At 66.6% G+C, this 22,008-nt stretch carries 21 protein-coding genes; 16 read left to right on the top strand and 5 right to left on the bottom strand.

The genetic code is table 11. The features are described from left to right. The first annotated feature begins 48 nt into the window (after window positions 1-48). From CFB47_RS06895 to CFB47_RS06920, 6 genes are all read left to right on the top strand, one after another. Entirely contained in the window at window positions 49-948 is a 900-nt protein-coding gene (locus tag CFB47_RS06895) for an SDR family oxidoreductase (RefSeq protein ID WP_069353672.1), read from the top strand. A gap of 94 nt (window positions 949-1,042) precedes the next feature. Then, the gene (locus CFB47_RS06900) at window positions 1,043-1,816 is read left to right on the top strand and encodes an SDR family oxidoreductase (protein WP_089425877.1); all 774 of its coding nucleotides are present in this window, start codon (window positions 1,043-1,045) and stop codon (window positions 1,814-1,816) included. 99 nt (window positions 1,817-1,915) lie between these two features. Further along, window positions 1,916-2,233 carry a nuclear transport factor 2 family protein gene (locus CFB47_RS06905; protein ID WP_089460740.1) on the top strand — a complete coding sequence of 106 codons (318 nt, stop codon included), beginning with the start codon at window positions 1,916-1,918 and terminating at the stop codon, window positions 2,231-2,233. 60 nt (window positions 2,234-2,293) lie between these two features. Continuing rightward, complete coding sequence (locus tag CFB47_RS06910; RefSeq protein WP_089461371.1) at window positions 2,294-3,670, top strand: aldehyde dehydrogenase family protein; 1,377 nt, start codon at window positions 2,294-2,296, stop codon at window positions 3,668-3,670. Between the two features lie 11 nt (window positions 3,671-3,681). Beyond that, on the top strand, window positions 3,682-3,951 hold the full coding sequence (locus CFB47_RS06915) for a hypothetical protein (protein WP_089430850.1): 270 nt from the start codon (window positions 3,682-3,684) through the stop codon (window positions 3,949-3,951). An 83-nt stretch (window positions 3,952-4,034) separates the two neighbouring features. After that, on the top strand, window positions 4,035-4,598 hold the full coding sequence (locus tag CFB47_RS06920) for a DUF924 family protein (protein ID WP_089424953.1): 564 nt from the start codon (window positions 4,035-4,037) through the stop codon (window positions 4,596-4,598). A gap of 46 nt (window positions 4,599-4,644) precedes the next feature. Here the strand turns inward: CFB47_RS06920 and CFB47_RS06925 are convergent, their stop codons facing one another. After that, the gene (locus tag CFB47_RS06925; protein WP_089430852.1) at window positions 4,645-5,592 is read right to left on the bottom strand and encodes an MBL fold metallo-hydrolase; all 948 of its coding nucleotides are present in this window, start codon (window positions 5,590-5,592) and stop codon (window positions 4,645-4,647) included. Between the two features lie 67 nt (window positions 5,593-5,659). Beyond that, the gene (locus CFB47_RS06930) at window positions 5,660-7,330 is read right to left on the bottom strand and encodes a GMC family oxidoreductase (protein WP_089460741.1); all 1,671 of its coding nucleotides are present in this window, start codon (window positions 7,328-7,330) and stop codon (window positions 5,660-5,662) included. 211 nt (window positions 7,331-7,541) lie between these two features. On the opposite strand from CFB47_RS06930, the gene CFB47_RS06935 reads away from it, so the two are divergent. From CFB47_RS06935 to CFB47_RS06950, 4 genes are all read left to right on the top strand, one after another. Further along, window positions 7,542-8,498 carry a LysR family transcriptional regulator gene (locus CFB47_RS06935; RefSeq protein WP_241025879.1) on the top strand — a complete coding sequence of 319 codons (957 nt, stop codon included), beginning with the start codon at window positions 7,542-7,544 and terminating at the stop codon, window positions 8,496-8,498. Between the two features lie 141 nt (window positions 8,499-8,639). Beyond that, window positions 8,640-9,434, top strand: coding sequence for a class II aldolase/adducin family protein (locus CFB47_RS06940; RefSeq protein ID WP_089430853.1), 795 nt, complete (start codon window positions 8,640-8,642; stop codon window positions 9,432-9,434). Between the two features lie 29 nt (window positions 9,435-9,463). Beyond that, complete coding sequence (locus CFB47_RS06945) at window positions 9,464-10,915, top strand: aldehyde dehydrogenase family protein (RefSeq protein ID WP_069353680.1); 1,452 nt, start codon at window positions 9,464-9,466, stop codon at window positions 10,913-10,915. 238 nt (window positions 10,916-11,153) lie between these two features. Then, a complete protein-coding gene (locus CFB47_RS06950; RefSeq protein WP_226273644.1) occupies window positions 11,154-12,218 on the top strand; it encodes a porin in 1,065 nt (354 codons plus the stop codon). An 18-nt stretch (window positions 12,219-12,236) separates the two neighbouring features. On the opposite strand, the gene CFB47_RS06955 is transcribed toward CFB47_RS06950, so the two are convergent. Then, on the bottom strand, window positions 12,237-13,187 hold the full coding sequence (locus CFB47_RS06955) for an alpha/beta fold hydrolase (protein ID WP_089461372.1): 951 nt from the start codon (window positions 13,185-13,187) through the stop codon (window positions 12,237-12,239). Between the two features lie 246 nt (window positions 13,188-13,433). Between CFB47_RS06955 and CFB47_RS06960 the strand changes: the two genes are divergently transcribed. Together CFB47_RS06960 and CFB47_RS06965 are read left to right on the top strand one after the other, a co-directional pair. Beyond that, window positions 13,434-14,456: an AraC family transcriptional regulator gene (locus CFB47_RS06960; protein ID WP_089430855.1), complete on the top strand. Its 1,023-nt coding sequence runs from the start codon at window positions 13,434-13,436 to the stop codon at window positions 14,454-14,456. Window positions 14,457-14,582: 126 nt separating this feature from the next. Then, the gene (locus tag CFB47_RS06965) at window positions 14,583-15,212 is read left to right on the top strand and encodes an NAD(P)H-binding protein (protein WP_089460742.1); all 630 of its coding nucleotides are present in this window, start codon (window positions 14,583-14,585) and stop codon (window positions 15,210-15,212) included. A gap of 24 nt (window positions 15,213-15,236) precedes the next feature. On the opposite strand, the gene CFB47_RS06970 is transcribed toward CFB47_RS06965, so the two are convergent. After that, window positions 15,237-16,154 (bottom strand): LysR family transcriptional regulator, encoded by a 918-nt coding sequence (locus tag CFB47_RS06970; RefSeq protein WP_089460743.1) that lies wholly within the window; start codon window positions 16,152-16,154, stop codon window positions 15,237-15,239. Window positions 16,155-16,281: 127 nt separating this feature from the next. Here CFB47_RS06970 and speB point away from each other — a divergent pair, with 127 nt between their 5' ends. The 4 genes from speB to CFB47_RS06995 all read left to right on the top strand — a co-directional run bounded on the left by speB (window position 16,282) and on the right by CFB47_RS06995 (window position 20,976). Continuing rightward, window positions 16,282-17,238, top strand: a complete 957-nt coding sequence (speB, locus tag CFB47_RS06975) for an agmatinase (protein WP_089460744.1) — start codon at window positions 16,282-16,284, stop codon at window positions 17,236-17,238. A 95-nt stretch (window positions 17,239-17,333) separates the two neighbouring features. Then, window positions 17,334-18,011 carry an SOS response-associated peptidase family protein gene (locus CFB47_RS06980; RefSeq protein ID WP_089460745.1) on the top strand — a complete coding sequence of 226 codons (678 nt, stop codon included), beginning with the start codon at window positions 17,334-17,336 and terminating at the stop codon, window positions 18,009-18,011. A 303-nt stretch (window positions 18,012-18,314) separates the two neighbouring features. After that, entirely contained in the window at window positions 18,315-19,745 is a 1,431-nt protein-coding gene (locus CFB47_RS06990; protein ID WP_089455932.1) for a cytosine permease, read from the top strand. A 160-nt stretch (window positions 19,746-19,905) separates the two neighbouring features. After that, window positions 19,906-20,976, top strand: coding sequence for a porin (locus tag CFB47_RS06995; RefSeq protein WP_089460746.1), 1,071 nt, complete (start codon window positions 19,906-19,908; stop codon window positions 20,974-20,976). 57 nt (window positions 20,977-21,033) lie between these two features. Here the strand turns inward: CFB47_RS06995 and CFB47_RS07000 are convergent, their stop codons facing one another. Then, window positions 21,034-21,990, bottom strand: coding sequence for a LysR family transcriptional regulator (locus CFB47_RS07000; protein ID WP_089455934.1), 957 nt, complete (start codon window positions 21,988-21,990; stop codon window positions 21,034-21,036). Between the last annotated feature and the right edge of the window lie 18 nt (window positions 21,991-22,008).

Here is a 22,008-nt window from a genome sequence, read left to right on the forward strand (position 1 = left end):
GCACGGTTCGTATCGAAGGATCGCAGTCGTCAATCAAGGAGCATCGTCATGGGCAAAACCATTCTCATTACCGGTGCGTCGAGCGGCTTCGGCCGCCTGACGGCCGAAGCGCTGGCGGCGGCCGGCCACACCGTGTTCGCGTCGATGCGCGATACGGCCGGACGCAATGCGCCGGTCGTCGCGCAGATGGCCGCGCAGTCGAAAGCGCAGGGCATCGATCTGCGCACCGTCGAGATCGACGTGCAGTCGCAGGATTCCGTCGACGCCGGCGTCGCCAGCGTGATCGCCGAGGCCGGCCGCATCGACGTGCTGGTGCACAACGCGGGGCACATGGTGTTCGGTCCCGCCGAAGCGTTTACGCCGGAGCAGTATGCGCACCTGTACGACGTGAACGTGCTGAGCACGCAGCGCGTGAACCGCGCGGTGTTGCCGCATATGCGGAAAAGCGCCCGAGGCCTGCTGCTCTGGGTCTCCAGCAGCAGCTCGGCGGGCGGCACGCCGCCGTACCTGGCGCCGTATTTCGCGGCGAAGGCCGCAATGGATGCGATCGCGGTGCAGTATGCGCGCGAGCTGTCGCGCTGGGGCATCGAGACGTCGATCGTCGTGCCGGGCGCATTTACCGGCGGCACCAACCATTTCGCGCATGCGGGCGCGCCGGCCGACGCGTCGCGTGCGGCCGAATACGATGCGGGGCCGTATGCGGGCTTCGGCGAGCAGGTGCTGAAGGCGTTTGCGGACATCGTGCCGGCCGACGCCGATGCAAGCGAGGTGGCACGTGCGATCGTCGACATCGTGGGCATGCCGTTCGGCAAGCGTCCGTTCCGCGTGCACATCGATCCGACGCAGGACGGCGCGGCTGTCGGCTTCGCGGTGCTCGACCGCGTGCGTGCGGAGATGCTGCATCGCGTCGGCCTGTCCGACCTGCTGCAGCCGAAAGCGAATGCGTGACGCGCCGGGCGGCCGGCCGCAGCCGGCGCGTGGCCACTGATCCGGAACGTCATCCCGGACGTGGATCGAACAGGAAATGAATCAGGAGAGCGAAATGGCAAATCATGAAATCAAGGGCAAGACCGTACTGATCGCCGGCGGCGCGAAGAACCTGGGTGGCCTGATCGCACGCGATCTGGCCGCGCATGGCGCGAAGGCCGTCGCGATTCACTACAACAGCGCAGGCTCGAAGGCGGACGCGGAGACGACGGTCGCGGCGATCAAGGCGGCCGGCGCCGAGGCGGTCGCATTCCAGGCGGACCTGACGAGCGCGGCGGCCGTCGAGAAGCTGTTCGCCGATGCGGTTGCGGCGGTCGGCCGCCCGGACATCGCGATCAACACGGTCGGCAAGGTGCTGAAAAAGCCGTTCACCGAAATCAGCGAAGCGGAATACGACCAGATGAGCGCGGTGAACGCGAAGTCGGCGTTCTTTTTCCTGCGCGAAGCGGGGCGGCACGTGAACGACAACGGCAAGATCGTCTCGCTGGTTACGGCGCTGCTCGGCGCATTCACGCCTTATTACGCCGCGTATGCGGGTACGAAGGCGCCCGTCGAGCACTACACGCGCGCGGCGGCGAAGGAGTTCGGTGAGCGCGGCATTTCGGTGACGGCAGTGGGGCCCGGCCCGATGGACACGCCGTTCTTCTATCCGGAGGAGGGGGCGGACGCGGTCGCGTATCACAAGACGGCCGCCGCGCTGTCGAAGTATTCGAAGACGGGGCTGACCGACATCGAGGACGTCGTGCCGTTCATTCGTCACCTGGTCAGCGACGGCTGGTGGATCACCGGCCAGACGATCCTGATCAACGGCGGCTATACGACCAAGTAACACACCTCGGCTGCCCGTGTTTTGCCCGGCACGCGTTGCCTGCCCGTCACGCGTCGGGGCAGGACGACGGGCGGCCGTCTTTCATCGAGGATCGGCATCGTGAACACCGACATACTCCACCATCCGGTCGTGCGGCGCGCGATCGACGCGCTCCAGCAAGGCGATGGCGCGGCATGGGCCGCGCTGTTCGAGCCCGATGCGACGCTGTACGACGACGGCCGGCCACGAGACCTGCACGCATTCAACCGGGACGCGATCGGGACCGAGCGCTTCACGACGATCGATCGCGTCGACAACGACGGGCTCGAGATCCACGGCCGGTTTCATTCGGATCGCTGGGGCACGTTCCGTACGTACTTCAAGTTCCGGGTCGACGCCGATGGCCGGATTACCCGGCTCGACATCGGGCAGGCCTGAGCCGTCCGCATGCCGCCCGTTGCCGCTCCGGCCGGCGGCTTCCCCAAGGAGAACGCGACCATGTCGAACCCCTACCAGTCCGTGCTCGACGCGCAACGTGCGCGTTTCGACTCGGACGTCACGAAAACCCTTGCATGGCGCATCGCGCAGCTCGACCGGATGGAGCGGATGCTGCACGATCACCAGGACGCGCTGTGCGCGGCGCTGTACGAGGATTTCGGCAAGCCGCCGTTCGAGCAACTGTTCGAAATCTCCGTGCCGACCGGTGTCATCCGCTACTACCGCGAGCATCTGCACGAACTGATGGCGCCGCAGACAGTGGCGATTCCGCCGGCGCTGGAGGCGGCCGGCAACGCCGGCATGATCTACAAGGAGCCGTACGGCGTGACGCTCGTGATCGGCCCGTTCAACGCGCCGATTCTGTTGCTGCTGGATCCGGCGATCGCGGCATTGGCAGCCGGCAATACGGTGGTGCTGAAGCCGGCGAACACCACGCCCGCGACGGCCGCGCTGCTGAGCCGGCTCGTGCCGCAGTACTTCTCACCGGAGGACGTCGCCGTCGTCACGGGCGGTCGCCAGGAAATCGGCGCATTGCTGGAGTTGCCGTTCGACTTCATCTTCTTCACCGGCAGCTCGGCGGTCGGCAAGGTCGTGATGCGCGCCGCCGCCGAGCATTTGACACCGGTCTTGCTGGAACTCGGCGGGCAGAACCCATGCATCGTCGACGAAACCGCGAATCTCGACATCGCGGCCGACCGTGTCGCGTGGGGGCACAACGCGATCTCGGGACAATGGTGCATCGCGCCCGGCTATGTGTACGTGCATGAATCGGTGGCCGAGGCCTTCATCGCGAAGCTCAAGGCGTCGATCACCGCGATGTACGGCGACGATCCGCAACAACGCCCCGATTTCGCGCGAATGATCAGCGAACACGATGCCGAACGCGTCGCGTCTTACATCGTCGCCGACAAGGTCGTGCACGGCGGCCGCCACGACATCGCGGCACGCTATGTCGAGCCGACCGTGCTGTACCCGTCGACCTGGGACGATCCGGCGATGCAACAGGAAGTGTTCGGCCCGGTGCTGCCCGTGCTGCCGTACCGCGAACTGCGCGAGATCGTCGGCATCATGAAGCGCAAGCCGAAGCCGCTCGCGTGCTACGTGTTCAGCAAGCGGCAGGCGAGCATCGACTGCGTGCTCAACAGCCTGTCGTTCGGCGGCGGATGCGTGAACCAGACCAACCTGCATTGCTGGATCGACAGTTTGCCGTTCGGCGGCGTCGGCAACAGCGGGATGGGGAAGTACTACGGCAAGGCCGGCTTCGACGCGTTGAGCAATACCAAAGCGATGCTGATCGGCAATCCCGACGCGGTGCTCGACGTGTTCCCGCCGTATGCGGGAAAGGACATCGGCAAGATGCTCGGCGTCTTCGCGTAACCGGGGGCACGATGCATACACTTTGGACGATCGTCGCCGGCGTGCTGTTGCTGACCGTGTTCCTGTTGTTCGGGCAATTGTGGGGCACGCACGCGGCATCGCTGGCGTTTGCCGCCCAGGCGTTCGTGCCGGTCTGGCTCGTTGTCTCGCTGGCCAACCTGTGGGTTGGCGTGCATCGGGCCGGCTACGGCGTACGCGAGGAGCTGCCGATCCTCGCGATCGTATTCGGCGTGCCGGCCGTGGTTGCGGTGGCTGCCACGCTGCTGTTCCAACGCACCTGAATGGCAGGAGGACGACGGGCCGGGTGCGGGCACGGCCGTCGTCGACGTGCCGCTTCCATTCACCCGTCGTTCATCTCTTCGCCATGAAGATCGATATGCCATTGTTTGCCGCGCCGCCGGCGCAGGCCGTCATCACGTTCTGGATCGATGCCGGGCCCGCGCAATGGTTCGCAAAACATCCCGATTTCGATCGCCGCTTTCGCGAGCGCTTTCTCGATACGCACCTGGCCGCTGCAAGGCGCGAGCTGGACGGCTGGTTGTCGACGCCATACGGGACGCTCGCGCTGCTGTTGCTCACCGACCAGTTTCCGCGCAATGCGTTTCGCGGCACCGCGCGCATGTATGCGACCGACGCGCTCGCACGGCAGTTCGCGATGCACGCGTACGAGCACGATCAGATGGCGCAGGTCGAGCGGCCGCTGCGCCTGTTCTTCTGTTTGCCGTTCGCCCATTCCGAAGACCTCGACGACCAGCGGATTTCCGTCGAACTGAACGGCAGGCTCGGCCAGCCGTGGCTGTCGCATGCGATCGGGCACCGGGAGATCGTCGCGCGCTTCGGCCGCTTCCCGCATCGCAACGCGCTGCTCGGCCGCGAGACGACGCGCGACGAGGCGCGCTTTCTCGCATCCGGCGGCTTCGCCGGATGAGCCCACCGGTTCGCGCGGCATGGCCGCCGTGGCGGCCATGCGTGCGTCAGCGCAGGAACTCGATGCCGAACGTGCCGGCCGTATCGACGATATGCCCCGCGTGCGGTGCCTCGAAATGACCGGGCAGCAGCAGTGCGCCGTGCTCGACGCAATGCGCGAGCAGCTCGAAGCGGCTCTTCGCGGCGAGCGTGCGATCGTCGCAGACCTTGCTGCTCCATTGCCAGAACGGGATCTGGATCGGCGAGTGCAGCATGTCGCCGCTGAACACGCCGCGCGAGCCTTGCGACGTCAGCTCGATGCGCACGTGACCCGGAGAATGGCCCGGCGCGTGGCGGATCAGGAACGTGTCGTCGAGCTCGTAGGTGTCGTCGAACATCGTGGCCTGGCCGGCCTCGATCACGGGCAGCACGCTGTCGTTGTACATCGGGCTGAACCACGCGGGGCCGGCGGGGCCTTCGCCCCGGATCGCGCGGACCAGGTGATCGTGCTCGACCTGCGAGATCACGTAGCGCGCGTTCGGGAAGGTCGGCACCCACACACCATTGACGAGCTGCGTGTTCCAGCCGACGTGATCGGCGTGAAGGTGGCTGCACATCACGTAGTCGATCTCCTCGGGCTGGATGCCGAGTGCGCGCATCCGGTCGAGATAGCGCGTCGACAGCCGGTGCATTTCCGGCAGCCCCGGCCGCTCCTTGTGGTTGCCGATACAACTGTCGATCAGCACCGTATGCCGGCCGGTCCGCACGATCCAGCTGTGCACGGGCATCGGGATGCGGCCGCTTTCGGGATCGTAGTGTGTCGGCGCGAGCCAGTGCTCGTGTTCCGCCACGCGTGCGCGGTCGAAGTCCGGCAGCCAGCTCTGCGCGGTTTCGCCGAGCAGCGTCGTGTCGTACAGCCGGATGATTTCGACGTTGCCGAGCGCGAGGGAAAAAGCATGCGGTTCGGCATTCGTGATGTGCGCATGGCAATGCGCATGCCCGCAGGAATGGGTCATCGGTGTCTCCTGAATGAATTGGAATGAATCGAAGCGGGGCGTGGTGCGCTGCCCCGCGCGCGACTGTCTATATCCGTGCCGTGGCGCGTGCCTGCGCCTGCGGCACCGGCACGGCTTTCCCGGTCATGAAATCCGCCGCGCGTTCGGCCATCATCATGATCAGCGCGTTGGTCGGCCCGCGGATGATGCGCGGGATCGCGGAGCCGTCGACCACCCGCAAGCCGGCCACGCCGCGCACGCGCATCTGCGTATCCACCACGGCCGCCGGATCGTCGTCGCGGCCCATGCGGCACGTGCCGACCGGGTGATGAAGGGTGATCGCGATGCGACGAATGAACGCGTCGACATCTGCATCGCTCTGGACTTGCGGGCCCGGTGCGATCTCTGCGTCGATGAACGGGCGCAGTCCGGCCTGCGCGCCGATTTCCCGCATGCGCCGGAACATCTCCCGCGCAGCGATGCGATCATTCTCGGTGGCGAGGAAGTTTTGTTCGATCCGCGCATGCTCGGCCGGATCGGCCGACTTCAGCGACACGCGTCCGCGACTTTCGGGCGTGAGGAAAATGCCCTTGATCGCGAACGAATCGGCATACGCATGCTTGAACGGCTCGAAATACGGCGCGGCGTTCATCGCGCCGGCCGCGAGGATCAGCTGCACGTCCGGCAGCGGCAGGTGAGGCTGGCTCCTGACCAGGCCAAGCGCGGCGGCGGGGATCGTGCTCGAGAAGCCGTTGCCGCCGGCAAACGTGCGCACGACGTCGAACGCGATGCGATCGGCACGCATCATCCGGTGCAGCGGGCCGGGTTCCTTGCGGCTCCAGCGCAGGTCGAACACGATGTGATCGTGAAGGTTCGTGCCCACGCCGGGCAATTCGACCGTCGACGCGATGCCGTGCGTGCGCAGGCTGTCGGCCGCGCCGATGCCGGAGAGCATCAGCAGTTGCGGCGAATTGATCACGCCGCCGCAGAGGATGACTTCGCGGCGCGCATCGGCGCGGTAGTCGGATTCGCCCCGGCGATACTCGATCGCGATGGCGCGCGGCGCGCCCCGGTCGGTATCGAGCACGATGCGCTTCGCGAGGGCGCCCGTCACCAGCGTGACGTTGCCGCGCGCGAGCGCCGGGCGCAGGTAGGCGACCGCGGCGCTGCAGCGCAGGCCGTTGCGGATCGTGGCCTGCATCGGCCCGAAGCCTTCGACGGATGCGCCGTTGTAGTCGTCGTTCTCGGGATAGCCGCAGGCACGTGTCGCGTCGAGGAAGCCACCCACCAACGGGTCGCGATAGTCGAGCCGGATCACGGTGAGCGGGCCGCGGCCGCCGCGCAGCGCCGATTCGCCGCGCTCCCACGATTCGGAGCGCTTGAAGTACGGCAGCACCGCGTCGTAGGACCAGTCGGTCAGGCCGAATTCGTCGGCCCAGCCTTCGTAGTCTTCCCGCGCGCCGCGTGCGTAGGCCATGCCGTTGATCGACGACGAGCCGCCCACTACCTTGCCGCGCGCGCATTCGATCCGGCGGCCGTCCATGCCGGCTTCCGGCTCGGTGAAATAGCCCCAGTCGAACAGCCGGTTCTTCAGGATCTGGCCCCACGTCAGCGGCACCTTGATGTACGGCGAGCGATCCTGCTCGCCGGCCTCGATCACGAGGATGCGGACGTTCGGGGCCTCGCCGAGCCGGTAGGCGAGTGCGCAACCGGCCGAGCCGGCGCCGACGATCACGTAGTCGTACGTATCGGTTTTCATCGACGCACCTCGCGGTGCCGGGCGGCAGGGCAGGCCGGCGCGACCCGCGAACGCGGGGCGCGGCGACCGGCCGGAACAGACGTCGAACGAACCATGATGTCTCCAGGTGGGCCTGAACGCAGGCCTCTCGGTTGTGGGTTCATTCGATTGTGCGTAACCTGAAACATATCTTCCAATACGTATTACGGTGCCATCCGATACCCGGATGGCTATGGGCGAGGGGACTGTGCGCGGATTCGATTCGTATCTCACTTTTCAGAAGCTCGAGGTGTTCTGCACGGTGGTCGAGCTCGGCAGCGTCACGCGCGCGGCCGACCGCCTGTGCATCGCGCAGCCGGTCGTGACTGCGCACGTGCGCAGCATGGAGAAGCGGCTCGGCTACGCGCTCGTGAAGCGCGCCGGCCGCAACATCGCACTCACGGAAGCCGGCGAGCGCATCTATCGCTGGGCGACCGAGGTGATCACGCGCACTCGCGAGGTCGAGCGCGAACTCGCCGGTCTCGAACAGGGCGAAATGGGCACCGCGGTGGTGGCGACGTCGATGTCGATCGGCTCGTACGCGTTGCCGCCGCTGTTCGCCGAGTTCCACCGGCGGCAGCCCGACGGGCTCGTGACCGTGCAGATCCTGACGCCGCAGGCGGCCGTCGATGCGACCCGTGTCGGCGGTTGCGATTTCGCGGTCATCCTGATCGCGGCCAATCAGGATCTCGAAGGGTTGGCGACCATTCCCGTGTGGGAGGACGAACTGCTGCTCGTGTGCGGCGCGTCGAGCCCGTGGGCCGCGCAGCCGGCCGGCGATCTCGACCTGCGCCGCGTGCCGTTCGTGAGCACGCCGCGCAACCAGCCGCGCCGCGAGCTCGAAGAGGCGCTGCTGCGCGAGCGCGGCCTCGAACAGCGCAAGGTCGTGATGGAACTCGGGCATCCGGAGGCGATGAAACACGTGGTGCGCGAGAACCTCGGCGTGAGCTTCATGTTCGCGTCGGCGGTGCGTGCGGAGGTCGAGCGCGGCGAGCTGGTCGTGCTCGATCGCCCGGAGCTGTCGATGAAGGTGCCGATCTATCTCGTGCATCGCGACGACAAGCGCTTCTCGGCGTTCCAGGCCGAACTCGTGCAGTTCATCGTCGATTCCGCGTCGCCGGGCGCGGCAGCGGGCGTCCCGAATTCATAGTCATCGGGCTATCTGTTTGGCGATCAATAGCTAATAGACCTATGGTCGGCGCGGTCCTAAGCTGGCCGGGTGCTTGACGGTCCGCCTCGCGACGCGAAGCGGGCGTGCGCACTGCCAGTCAACCCGAAAACAGGCCGACCCATGTGTACTCTTCATCTTCAATCCGGCGGCGCAGCCGCGTATGCGGACGATGCCGGGCGTCCCGCCGATGCGCCGGATCCCGCGCTCGTCGAGGATCTCGTCTGCGCGAACCGCATCCTGTTCGACCAGGGCATCGTCGATGCCTTCGGTCACGTCAGCGTCCGTCACGACAAGGATCCGCAGCGCTTCCTGCTGGCGCGCAACATGGCGCCGGGCACCGTCGGCATCGACGACATCGTCGAATTCACGCTGGACGGCGTGCCGGTCAATGCCGGCGGGCGCGCCGTCTATCTGGAGCGTTTCATCCACGGCGAGATCTATAAAGCGCGTCCGGACGTGCAGGCGATCGTCCACAGCCATTCGCCGACCGTGCTGCCGTTCAGCGTGACGCAACGCACGCCGCTGCGGCCGGTGTGCCACATGAGCGGATTTCTCGGCGCGGGTACGCCGGTGTTCGAGATTCGCGATACCGCCGGCGATGCGACGGACCTGCTCGTGCGCGACAACGCGCTCGGCGCGGCGCTGGCGCAGCGGCTCGGCAGTGCGGCGTTCGTACTGATGCGCGGTCACGGTTCGACCGTGGTCGCGCCGACGCTCAAGCAGGCCGTGTATCGCGCGGTCTACGCGGAAGTGAACGCGCGGATGCAGATCGAGGCGCTGCAACTGGGTGACGTGGTTTATCTGAGCGAGCAGGAAGCCGCAACCGCGTGCGCGAACATCGAAACGCAGGTCGAGCGCCCGTGGGCGCTGTGGAAGCGGCGCGTGCAGCACGAGCAACACACGGGCGCGCGTTGACCGGCGATCGAATCATCGAGGAGACGAGTATGGACGAGCAGTGGATAACCGGCCGTTTGCTGATCGACGGCGAACTGGTGGAAAGCGAGACCGGCGAGTGGGCGGCGTCGATCAACCCGGCTACCGAGGAAGTGATCGGCCGCGCGCCAGCCGGCTCGCGCAAGGACGTCGCGCGGGCCGTGGATGCGGCCCAGCGCGCGTGGCCCGCGTGGGCCGAACGCACCGGCGAGGAGCGCGGCGAACTGTTGCGCGGGTTTGGCGAGCGCTTGCTCGAACGCGCGGAGGCGTTGTCACGCATCGAGGTGCTCGATTCAGGCAACACCTACGTGCCGACGCTTGCGAGCATGCACGAGACGGTGCGCAGCCTGCGCTATTACGCGGGGCTCGTGCACGGGCTGCACGGCGAGACGATCCCGGCCACCGGCCGCCATCTGCACATGACCGTGTACGAGCCGTATGGCGTCGTCGGCCGGATTGCCGCGTTCAATCATCCGGCGATGTTCTCCGCGGCGCGTACCGCATCCGCGCTCGTGACCGGCAACACGGTGGTGGTGAAGCCGCCCGAAACGTCGCCGTTGTCCGTGCTCGTGCTCGGTGAGGTCGCGCGCGAGACATTGCCGGCCGGCGTGTTCAACATCGTCAACGGAACGGGCGCGGAAGTCGGCGATGCGTTGGTGCGCCATCCGGACGTGAAGCGTCTTGCGCTGATCGGGTCCGTGCCGACCGGGCAGGCGATCCAGCGCAGCGCGGCGGAGGTGGGCGTCAAGCACGTGACGCTCGAGCTGGGCGGCAAGAATCCGATGATCGTGTTTCCGGACGCGGATCCGGACGCGGCCGCCGAGAGCGCGGTGCGCGGGATGAATTTCTCATGGCAAGGCCAGTCGTGCGGATCCAATTCGCGGCTGCTGGTGCACGACGACATTTACGACGACGTGCTCGCGCGTGTCGTCGAGCGCGTGGCCGCGATCCGCGTCGGCGATCCGATGTTGCCCGACACGGGCATGGGCCCGATCAATTCGCGCAAGAGCTACGAACACGTGATGAGCTTTCTCGACCCGGCGCAGACGCATGGCGCGCGGCTGATGACGGGTGGCCGCCGCCCGCCCGGGCACGCTTTCGAAAAAGGCTTCTGGGTCGAGCCGACCGTCTATGCCGATGTCACGCCCGAGATGCGGCTGTGGCGCGAGGAAGTCTTCGGCCCGATTCTGTCGGTCGCACGATGGCGTGATGTCGACGAAGTGGTCGCGATGGCCAACGACACGGAATACGGGCTCTCGGCCGCGATCTGGACCAACGACATCCGGCAGGCGCTCAACACCGCGCGTCGCATCCGTGCGGGCAGCGTGTTCGTCAACGGCAGCAACACGCACTTCCTCGGCGTGCCATGGGGCGGCTTCAAGAACAGCGGCGTCGACCGGGAAGAGGGGATCGAGGAAATGTATAGCTATGTCGAGAAGAAGGTCATCAACGTGATGCTGTAACACGCGCGACTCGCCGCCGGTCGTTCCCGTCATCGACGGGTTCGGCCGGCGACGGCGCGCGCGATCCATCAGTCGACGCCGGGTAACCCGGCCCACGGCGGCGCATCGAGCGGGGAACACATATCCCGCACGCGCCAATTAGATAGTTTTACTAATAAAAATGACAGTCCGACGTGCGGTTCGCTCGTATGCGAACGGTGCGTCGGACACTGACGGTTTGGAGACAGCATCCGTGAGAATGAAGACAATGGCCGTCGCGCTGGCGATGGTGTCGTGCCACGTGCACGCGCAGAGTTCGGTCACGCTGTTCGGTCTGGTCGACAACGGCATTTCGTACGTGAGCAATTCGGGCGGCAAGGCGCTGGTTCAGGCGATGTCCGGCATCCAGGCGCCCAACCTGATCGGGATCCGCACGGTCGAGGATCTCGGCGGCGGGTTCCAGGCGCTCGTCTTCATGGCGTCGCAGCCCGATATCAACAGCGGCACGGTGCGCGGCGGCGCACTGTCCGGACGCGAGTCCTATGTCGGCATCGTCACGCCGTACGGCACCGTGACGCTTGGCAGGCAGTTCGACTACATGTTCGACAACCTGTCGCTGCATCGCTGGGGGCACGAGATTTCGTATGTCAGCCTGTACCAGCTGCCGGGCGGCCCGTTCTCGAAACTGGGCGCGGCGCTCGGCACCTTCGACTACACGCGTACGGCGGGCGGGGGCGCAACACCGAACGCGATCAAGTTCACGTCCGCGTATTACGGCGGGTTCCGGTTCGGCGCGTTGTATGGCTTCAGCAACATCGCCGGGCAGACCGGCAGCAACAGCCTGTCGAGCTTCGGCGTGTCCTACGACAACGGGCCGTTGCGGCTGGATGCGGCGTACACGTATTCGAAAGAAGAGGGAATCGACAACGGGCACCTCGGCATCCGCAATGCCGGCGCGGGCGGACGCTATACATTCGGCGACTTCGCGCTCGACGCGCTGTACGTGAATACGCGCAACACGCTGACGGGCGCGCACGTCGACACCTACGAGATCGGCGGGCTGTACCGGTTCGCGCCGGATTTCTTCGCGTATGCGAACTACCTGTACGCGAAGGGCAACCGGCAACTGACCGGCAATCATTCGAACCAGGCCGGCATCACGCTCGATTACCTGTTGTCGAAGAAGACCGACGTCTACATGAGTGCCGTGTATCAACAGGCGAGCGGCGGCGAGGACGTGATCGCATCGGTGTGCGGTACGTTCACCGCATCGTCGGGCGCGCGGCAGGGCGTGTTGCGGGTCGGCGTTCGAACGGTGTTCTAGGCGATCCGCGCCCGGCATTCACTTTTCCGTCACCTCCCGATAGAACGCATCGATCGCCTCGACCATCTGCGACAGCCCCGGCTGTTCGAGCGGATAGTGGCCCGCATTGTCCAGCATGACGACCTTCACCGGCACTTTCCGCACGCGCTGCAGGAACGGTTCGCTCAGGTGCAACGGCGTCCAGCGGTCCGCGGCCGGTTGCGTGAGCAGGATCGGGCACACGGCGAAATCCTCCGGCTCGACCGCCGGCCGGTACGACATGTAGGAATCGAGAAACGCGATCGTCATCGCGTTGCCGGCGGAGGTGCGATCAGACAGCCATACTTTCAGCGCATCCCGATCGTTGACGAGCGCGGACATCTTGCTGGCGAGCGTCATCGGCACCCGCATCGATTTCAGCGGCGTCATCGCGGTGAGATGCATCAACGGGCCGCCGACGCGGCTCATTAACACGTTGCGCGCGGTTTCGTCGCGCACCTGCTGAAGGCGCTGGTCGAGGAAGGTCATCCCGACGATGCCCTTGACCTTGCCGTTCAGCGCAGCCACGTGATACGTGAGCATGCCGCCGGCGCTGAGTCCGTAGAGCACGATCGGCCGGCCGTCCTTCGCGCGCTCCGCGTCGATCAGGTCGCTGCCCGCGCGCACCCAGTCGTCATAGCGGACCCGTTTGCCCGTGGCGACTTCGGTCATCCCGTACTCGGGCATGTCGACCGCGATCGCTTCGTAGCCGCGGCGCGCGAGCTGCTCGCCGAGGATCATCGACATCTGCCGGCCGTTGGTGCCCACGCCATGGAACAGGATCACCTTCACCCGCGCCTGGCGGTTGCGGTACGTGTCGAGATGCATGCGATGGCCGTGCCAGGACCACCATTCCTCCGTCGGTTGCCGGCCGTCCTTCCACTGGAAGTCGGTCGGAAGGAATGTCTGCATGTCGCGCCAGACGGGCTGGTCGGCGTAGGTCTTGGGCATGGTGGCGGACTCCGGTGGATGGGGCGAAACGGCGGCGTGGGCCAGTGCCGGTACGAGCGGTGCGCTCGACAGGCCGGCGGCCAGCAGCAGCGCGCGGGCAGCACGAAAGAGCGACGGACGCTTCATGGTGATCGACGCCGTGCGGGTTGCGATGGCGTTCATCATCGGCGCGCGGGCTCGCGCGATCCATGCTGGGGCGGGCCAACCGCTTTAGAATCTAGGCCAACCCACGTCGCGAGGCGTCTGATGAATGTCTGGAACTTTGCCCGCAGCCCGGCTTCCGTCCTGCTGATGATCGATTTCGGCCGCGACCGCAAGATCGCGCCGCAGGCGTTGCTCAAGGGGTCGCAGCTCACGCTGAAGCAGCTTGCCGACCCGGACTTCACGGTGCTGGCCGCGCAGGAGCTGGCCGTTGCGTCGAACCTGCTCGACCTGACCGCCGGGGAGGCCGGCGTCGGCCTCGAGGTCGGCCTGTCGTACCAGCTTTCGGCATACGGGCTGCTCGGCTACGGGCTGCTGAGCAGCGCGACCGGCATGGACGCGGTCGCGCTCGCGGGCCGCTACCTGGCGCTGACCTATACCTTCGTCGGGATGACGTTCCGCCGGGCCGGGCCGCGCGACGTGATTCAGTTCGACGCGTCGCCGGAGCTCGCCGCGAACGTGCAGCGCTTCTTCGTCGAACGCGCGATGGGCGCGACGTGCCGCGTGCTGCGCGACGTGATCGGCAGCGCGTTCGAACTCGCGACGTTCGATCTTGCGTATGGTGCCGGCCCCGGCGCTGGCGCGCAGCAGCCGGTGCTCGGCGCGACGATCCGGCACGGCCAGCCCGCCAGCACGCTCACGTTCGAGCATGCGCATCTCGAGCGACCGTTGCCGCAGGCGAATGCCGCGACCGCGGCGATGTGCGAGCGCATGTGTGCCGAGCTGATCACGCGCAGGCGGACGCGCGTCGACCTCGTATCGTTCCTGAACGAGTACCTGGCCACGCGCCCGTTCGACCGGCCGCCGCAGCTGAAGGACATCGCGACGTTGCTCAACACCAGCGAGCGCACGTTGAAGCGCCGGCTCCAGGAAGAGGGCGCATGCTTCCGGGACATTTCGAGCGCCGTGCGCAAGACCCGCGCGCAGGCGTTGATCGCGGAAGGGCGCCGGTCGATCAAGGAAATCGCGCAGGAACTGGGATTCAGCGACATGTCGTCGTTCTCGCAGGCGTACAAGCGCTGGACGGGTGTCGCGCCGAGCGTGTCGCGACAGGCGGCGGGTTTGTAGCGCACCCTGTAACTTTTGGAGATGTTGGAGGGTTGTCGGCGCCGAGTCGGCCGACGATCATGGGGGAAGCCGTAAGCCGGGCCGTTCCCGGCTCGCCAACGCAGGCTCTACTCGGAAGGATCGGACATGAAATTGCTGCTCGTCGGCGCGACCGGACTCGTCGGGCGTCACGTCCTCGAAGTCGCGCTCGCCGATGCGCGGGTCGATCAGGTGATCGTCGTCGCGCGCCGCCCGTTGTCGCCGCACCCGAAGATGCGCGCGCTCGAGGTCGATTTCGATCATCTGCCCGACACGGCCGACTGGTGGCACGCCGACGCCGTGATCTGCACGCTCGGCACCACGATGCGCGCTGCGGGCTCCCAGGCGGCATTCCGGCGCGTCGACCACGACTATCCGCTCGCGGTCGCGCGGCTCGCACACCGCCACGGCACACCGGCTTACGTGCTGAATTCCGCACTCGGCGCGGATCCGGCGTCGCGCATCTTCTACAACCGCGTGAAGGGCGAGGTCGAGCAGGCGCTCGCCGGCGTCGGGTTCGCGTCGCTCACTTACGTGCGGCCCGGCCTGATCGGCGGCAGCCGCGACGAATTCAGGTTCGGCGAGCGGCTGTTGGTGTCGGCGTTGAACGCGGCCCGGCCTGTTTTGCCGGCGAAGTGGCGCGTGAATCCCGCGTCGCGGATTGCCCGCGCGATGCTCGACGCGGCAGTCGCTGCGCGGCCGGGCGTGCAGGTCATCGCGTCGGACCGGCTCGCCTGACGCAACACGGGCGGCGTGCGCCGGTCACTGATCGGCGAAGCCGTCGAGCCCGCCGAACTGTTCGGCAAGCGCCGCCGTAAACGCCGCCAGCGCTTCGCTGCCGTCGCAGTTCCTTGGCGTTGCGAGCTGGAATTCGACCGTATGGCTCAGCTTGCTCGCGAGCAGCCGGCGCATCTTGCCCGCGGCAACCCACGGCGCCGCGACGTGGTCGGGCAGGAAGCCGACATGCGCACCGGACAGGATGAAGATCACGTCGGCGTCGACGTTTTCGGAGAACGCGGTCGGTTGCGCGTTGCGCGGCGCCGCACCCGACGTATTCGTCTTGTAGAGCCGCGCGACGTTGCTCGCGTTCGCAATGTCGTTGACCGACACGGTCTTCTTCGCGAACAGCGGATGCCGCGCGCCGCAGTACAGCGACTGGTGCTCGACGAACAGCGGTGCGTAGTGCAGGCCGGCCTGATGGCCGGAAAAGTAGCCGATCGCGAGCTGCAGTTCGCCTTTCAGCAACCGGCGCTCCAGTTCGTCGGGCGGCACCGCGATCATCTCGATCAGTACATCCGGCGCCCGTTCGCGGAAGCGGCCGACGCTCGCCGCGATCGATTCGACGACGTCCGGTGCGAGCCGCTCGGACAGCCCGATGCGCAGTTCGCCGAGCAACGTGCCCGACACGTGCTGCGTATCGCGCGTGAACACGTCCATCGCGTGCAGGAGCCGCCGCGTCGACTGCAGCACGCGCTCGCCCTTCGGCGTCAGCCGGAAGCCGCTCTTGCCGCGATCGCACAGCCGGAACCCGAGGCGCGTCTCGAGCTTGGCCATCTGCGTGCTGATCGTCGAAGGCGCCATGCCGAGCGTGCCTTGCGCGGCGCTGAAGCCGCCGCTTTCGACGATCGTCAGAAAGAGCCGCAGCAGCTGCAAATCCATGTCTCTCAATCGGGTCAGCATGGCGATACATCGCGTTTCGTGAAGTTGGCTTATGTTAGTTCATATTTTTCGTCGGATGCCGTGACGGCAGAATCGGGCACGAGGTCGCCAGCCGCGCGGCCGTTTCCCACCAGACAGGAATCCGACGATGAGCCAGAACGATTTCGCGTTCACGCGCGACAGCCTCTACGGCACGCAGGCCGAACCGACCTTCGCGGGCGCGACGAGCTTCATGCGCCGGCGTTTCAGCCGCGATCTCGACGGCGTCGACCTCGCGATCACCGGCGTGCCGTTCGACTCCGCCGCGTCGCACCGGCCCGGCACGCGCTTCGGCCCGCGCGGGTTGCGGATCGCGTCGACGGGCATCGCGTGGGAGCGCCCGTGGCCGTGGTCGTTCGATCCGTTCGACGTGCTGGCCGCGGTCGACTACGGCGATTGCGCATTCGATCTCGGGCAACCCGAATCGGTGCCGGGTGCGATCGAGCGGCATGCGGACGCGATCCTCGCGCGCGGCTGCGCGATGCTGACGCTCGGCGGCGATCACTTCATCACGTATCCGCTGTTGAAGGCGCATGCGAAGGTGCACGGGCCGCTGTCGCTCGTGCACTTCGACGCGCATACCGACACGTGGCCCGACCGCGACGTGAAGCGCATCGATCACGGCACGATGTTCTATCACGCGGCGCGGGAAGGGTGGGTCGTGCCTGAACGATCGGCGCAGATCGGCATCCGGACGACCAACGACGAGCCGATGGGCTTCGACATCCAGGATGCGCGCCAGGTGCATGCGTCGACGCCCGCCGCGACCGCCGCGCGCATTCGCGAGCGGGTCGGCGACCATCCCGTGTACCTGACGTTCGACATCGACTGTCTCGATCCGGCGTTCGCGCCGGGCACGGGTACGCCGGTCTCGGGCGGGCTGTCGAGCCATCAGGCGTTCGAGATCCTGCGGCATCTGGACGGCATCAACCTGGTCGGCATGGATGTGGTCGAAGTGTCGCCGCCGTACGATCATGCGGAAATCACGTCGCTGGCCGGCGCGACGATCGCGCTGGAACTGATCTGCCTGTACGCATCGCGCCGGCGGCGAGCGACGGGAAAATAGATTCGTAAAACTGTTTCGTCATACCAAACAATAGCGCGACCGCGGCCGCTGCGCTGATCTACGATGGAGACATTGCATCCATCGTCCGCCGAGCCGTGTGCACTCACTACCGCGCCCCCGACGAAGACCCGGGCATCAGCGAACTGAAGATCGGCATCGGCGATCTGTATCGCCGCGACCCGTGGGCCCCCGACGTGTATCCCGACTACGCGGCGCCGATCGCGCGCGCCGATGGCGACGGCCTCGAAGTCGTCGCGGCCGTGTTCGGCTTCTGGCCGAAATTCATGCAGCCCGAGCGGCTCGACGAGAACGGCCGTAAAAAGAAGAAGCTCGACACGGTGAACGCGCGCGCGGAAACGGTCGGCTCGTCGCGGCTCTACGGCAACGCGTGGCGCAACGGCCAGCGCTGCCTGATTCCGGTGCGCTGGATCTTCGAACCCTGCTACGAAACCGGTCGCAACGTGTGGCAGCGGATCGGCGTCGACGGCTGGCAGCCGTACTGTGTCGCCGGCATCTGGCGGCGCTACGAAGGTGACGACGGCCGCGAGCGCGTGGGTATGGCGATGCTCACGGTCAACGCGGATACGCACCCGCTGTTCGCGCGGATGCATCGGCCCGGCGAAGAGAAGCGGGGCGTCGTGATGCTGCGCCGCGACGACTACGACGAATGGCTGCACGTGCGCGACATCGAGGCCGCCCGGCGCATGCTGAAGCTCCTGCCCGCCGCCGACATGACGGCCGAGCCCGATCAGGCATCGCCCGCACGCGCCTGAGCTTTCATTATTCCGACATCCGACTTTCGACTGGACACGTCGAACGGAGCCCGTTTATTCGGACATTTTCGAAAATCGGCGGATTCCGGGTAATCACCGATACCTCGCAAGTTGTATATACAAGATCATCCGCTGGCAATGTCGGCACACGTCGTGCCGCTTGCGCGCCAGTGCGCAGACCGTGCGTGCGTGGCGCATGCCGGCGATCCACGGCGCCCCGCACCCACCGAGCCGAAAGGGCGGCTCGCAGCTTCCCGACTCGTTCAAACCATTTGTGATCCTGAGTATTTTGGAGATTTCCCCGTGTCAACGAATCCCAGTGGAAAAGCCGGCGGCCTGATCGAAGTCCGTTCGATCGACTTCATTCCCGATGCCGAGCGCCACGGCGGCTTGCTGAGCCAGTTCACGCTGTGGCTGTCGGCGAACATGCAGATCACGGCCATCGTCACGGGCGCACTCGCCGTGGTGCTCGGCGGCGACGTGTTCTGGTCGCTGGTCGCGCTGTTGCTCGGCCAGTTCATCGGCGGCGCGGTGATGGCGCTGCATGGCGCGCAGGGGCCGCAGCTCGGGCTGCCGCAGATGATCTCGAGCCGCGTGCAGTTCGGCGTCTACGGCGCGATGATCCCGATCGTGCTCGTGTGCCTGATGTACATCGGCTTTTCCGCGAGCGGCTCGGTGCTGGCCGGGCAGGCCGTCGCGCAGCTGCTGCACATCGACGACGCGGCCGGCATCCTGCTGTTCGCGGCCGTGATCGTCGTGCTGACCGTGTTCGGCTATCGCGCGATCCACGCCGTCGGCCGGATCGCCAGCGTGGTCGGCATCGCTGCGTTCGTCTACATGTTCACGCAGCTGTTCGCGAACCACGACATCGGCGCGCTGCTCGCGAACAAGCATTTCTCGCTCGCGAGCTTCCTGCTGTCGATGTCGCTGTCCGCGTCGTGGCAGATCGCGTTCGGCCCGTACGTCGCCGACTATTCGCGCTACCTGCCGCGCTCGACGTCGTCGGTCGCGACGTTCGTCGCGGTCGGCCTCGGCTCGGTGATCGGCGCGCAGGCAGCGATGGTGTTCGGCGTGTTTGCGGCCGCGCTGGCCGGCGGGCAGTTCGCGCACCATGAGGTCGCGTATATCGTCGGTCTCGGCTCGACGGGCGCCGTGGCTGCGCTGCTGTACTTCAGCATCGCGTTCGGCAAGGTGACGGTGACGGCGCTCAACGCGTACGGCAGCTTCATGTCGATGGCGACGATCGTCAGCGGCTTTCGCGGCAAGCACGCCGTGTCGTCGCGCAGCCGCCTCGTGTACATCTTCGGGATGATCTGCGTCTCCACGCTCATCGCGCTCGCGGGTCGCCACTCGTTCCTGAAGGAATTCACCGCGTTCATCCTGTTCCTGCTCGCGTTCTTTACGCCGTGGAGCGCGATCAACCTGGTCGATTACTACTGCTTCACGCGCTCGCGCTACGACGTGCCGGCGCTGTCCGATCCGGACGGCCGCTACGGACGCTGGAACATGATGGCGATCACGATCTACGTGGTCGGCATCCTCGTGCAGTTGCCGTTCATGTCGACGCACATCTACACGGGGCCGCTCGTCGACGCGCTCGGCGGCACCGACATCTCGTGGATCCTCGGCCTGCTCGTGCCGGCCGTGCTGTACTACATCGGCGCACGCGCATCGCGCCGCAGCATTCCCGAGCGCCTGATCCTGCCGCTCGAGCGCAGCGAAGTTCACCACTGACGACACGTCACGCGCATCGGGCCGGCCGGCTGCCGGCCTGACTGTCGCGCGAGCCGGGCGCCGCCTGCGCCCTGTTCTCCCCCAGGTTTTCTTTCCCGCGATGCCGGTGCGGCGCGACTGCCGCGCCCGGTGTCGTTTCATTCTCTGACCATTGAATAGTATGACTAAACAAATGACAGCGCGCGGAAGCGATTCCCGGGCGCGGATGGTGCACGCCGGTTTCCGCATGACGATCGCGATGGCGTGCGTCGCCGGACCGGGCGTCGCGTTCGCGCAGGACGGCGTCACGCTGTACGGCGTGATCGACGAATTCGCGCAGTACGTGAATACGGGCAACGGCTACACGGCGGCGATCAATTCGGGCGGCCAGTGGGGCAGCCGGTTCGGGCTGAAGGGCGGCGAGGATCTCGGCGGCGGGCAGGAGATCGAGTTCGCGCTGGAGAACGGCTTCAATCCGAACGACGGTTCGCTCGCGAGTGCGGGCAGCCTGTTCAACCGGCAGGCATGGGTCGGCATCGCGGGGCAGTGGGGCAAGGTGCGCGCGGGCCGCCAGAATTCGCCGCTGTTCAACGACCAGGGCGGCCAGGACGCGTTCGGCGGCGTCACGCAGGCGTCCGGCATGGACAACCTGACCGTGTTCGCGTTCCGCACCAGCAATACGCTGTCGTACCAGAGCCCGGAGATTGCCGGCTTCCAGGGCGGGCTGTACTTCGGGTTCGGCGATGCGGGCGGCGTGCGCTCGGCAGGCTCGAGCCAGCAGTTCGACCTGACCTACGAACACGGGCCGTTCGGCGCGTTCGTCGCGGGCCAGTGGCTGAAGAACGCGACGGCGACCACGACCGATCGCACGATCATGGCCGGCGCGTCGTACGAGATCGGCAAGGCAACCGTGTACGGCGGCTTCTCCGCGGTGAAGTGGGCCGATCTCGGCATCGATTCGCGCGTGTATGGGCTGTCGGTCAAATACCAGTTCAATCCGGCGAACTACGTGGCGCTCGGCTACGCATATCTGCACGACCAGTCGTCGCAGGGCAACCATGCGGACCAGGTCGGGCTGATGTACGAGTACGACCTGTCGAAGCGCACGAGCTTCTACGGTGCGCTGTCGTACCTGCGCAACCGCAAGCAGGCCAGCTATACGCTCGCCGGTGCGGCGAACCCCGGCCTGCCGCTCGCGTATCCGGGGGCGAATGCACGGGGTGTGCAGCTGGGGATCGTGCATCGGTTCTGACGATGCCGACGCGCCGGGCCGTGTGTGCCCGGCGTTTTTCCCCGCGCATTCGCGTCGTTACTTCCCCAACCGCTCCGCCAGCGAATAGCGCTGCATGCAGCGCTCCATCGCGTCGAGAAACGCGTGCTCGGCCGCGTTCATCTTGCGATCGCGATGCCACAGCAGGAACACGTCGACATCGACGAGCCCGTCGTCGGGCGGCAGCCGCCACAGCCGCTGCTGGGCGATGTCGTCGCGCACGATGTGCTCGGGCAGGCAGCCGATCCCGTAGCCGGCGAAGATCAGCCGCCGCACTTCCTCGAGGCTCGGCGACGACGCGACGATGCGCCCCGTGAAGCCCTTCTGGTCGCGAAACACGGTGAGCGGCGACAGGCTGTCGCCGATCTGGTCGCTCGTGAACGACACGAAATTCTCGGCGAGCAGATCCTCCATCCGCAGTTGCGTCTGCCCGAACAGCCGGTGATGGCGGCCGCAGTAGATCGCATAGCGCTGGCGCAGGAAGCAGCGCATCTCCAGCTTGTCGTGCGGCGTGCGGCACAGGCCGAGCCCGGCCGTGGCCGTTTTCTGCAGCAGCGAAGACAGGATGTCCGACGAGCGCATCACCTCGATCTGCAGGTCGATGCGCGGATACGCGCGATGGAAGTCCGCGAGGAATTCATCGTAGACGGGCGACTCGATGCGGCTCACCGTCAGCAGCCGGATCGATCCGGTCAGGTCGGCGGTGCTGTCGTCGATTTCGGTTTCGAGGCGCGAGATGCCGCCGTAGATGTCGCTCGCGATCCGATAGACGGCTTCGCCGGCAGGCGTCGGCGCGAAATGCGTGCCGCGCCGCTCGATCAGCTTGCGTTCGAGCGTGTCCTCGAGCCGCCGCAAGGCCTGGCTCACCGCGGGCTGCGTGACGTGCAGGCGCGCGGCCGCGCGGCTCACGCTGCGCTCCTGGATGATCACCAGATAGGTGCGCAACAGGTTCCAGTCGAGGCGGTCGTTCAGGAACGGGGCGAGGTCGGGGCGCATCGGGTCTCCGGGCGAGCC

The organism is Burkholderia sp. AU27893 (assembly GCF_002223205.1).
Taxonomy (GTDB): domain Bacteria; phylum Pseudomonadota; class Gammaproteobacteria; order Burkholderiales; family Burkholderiaceae; genus Burkholderia.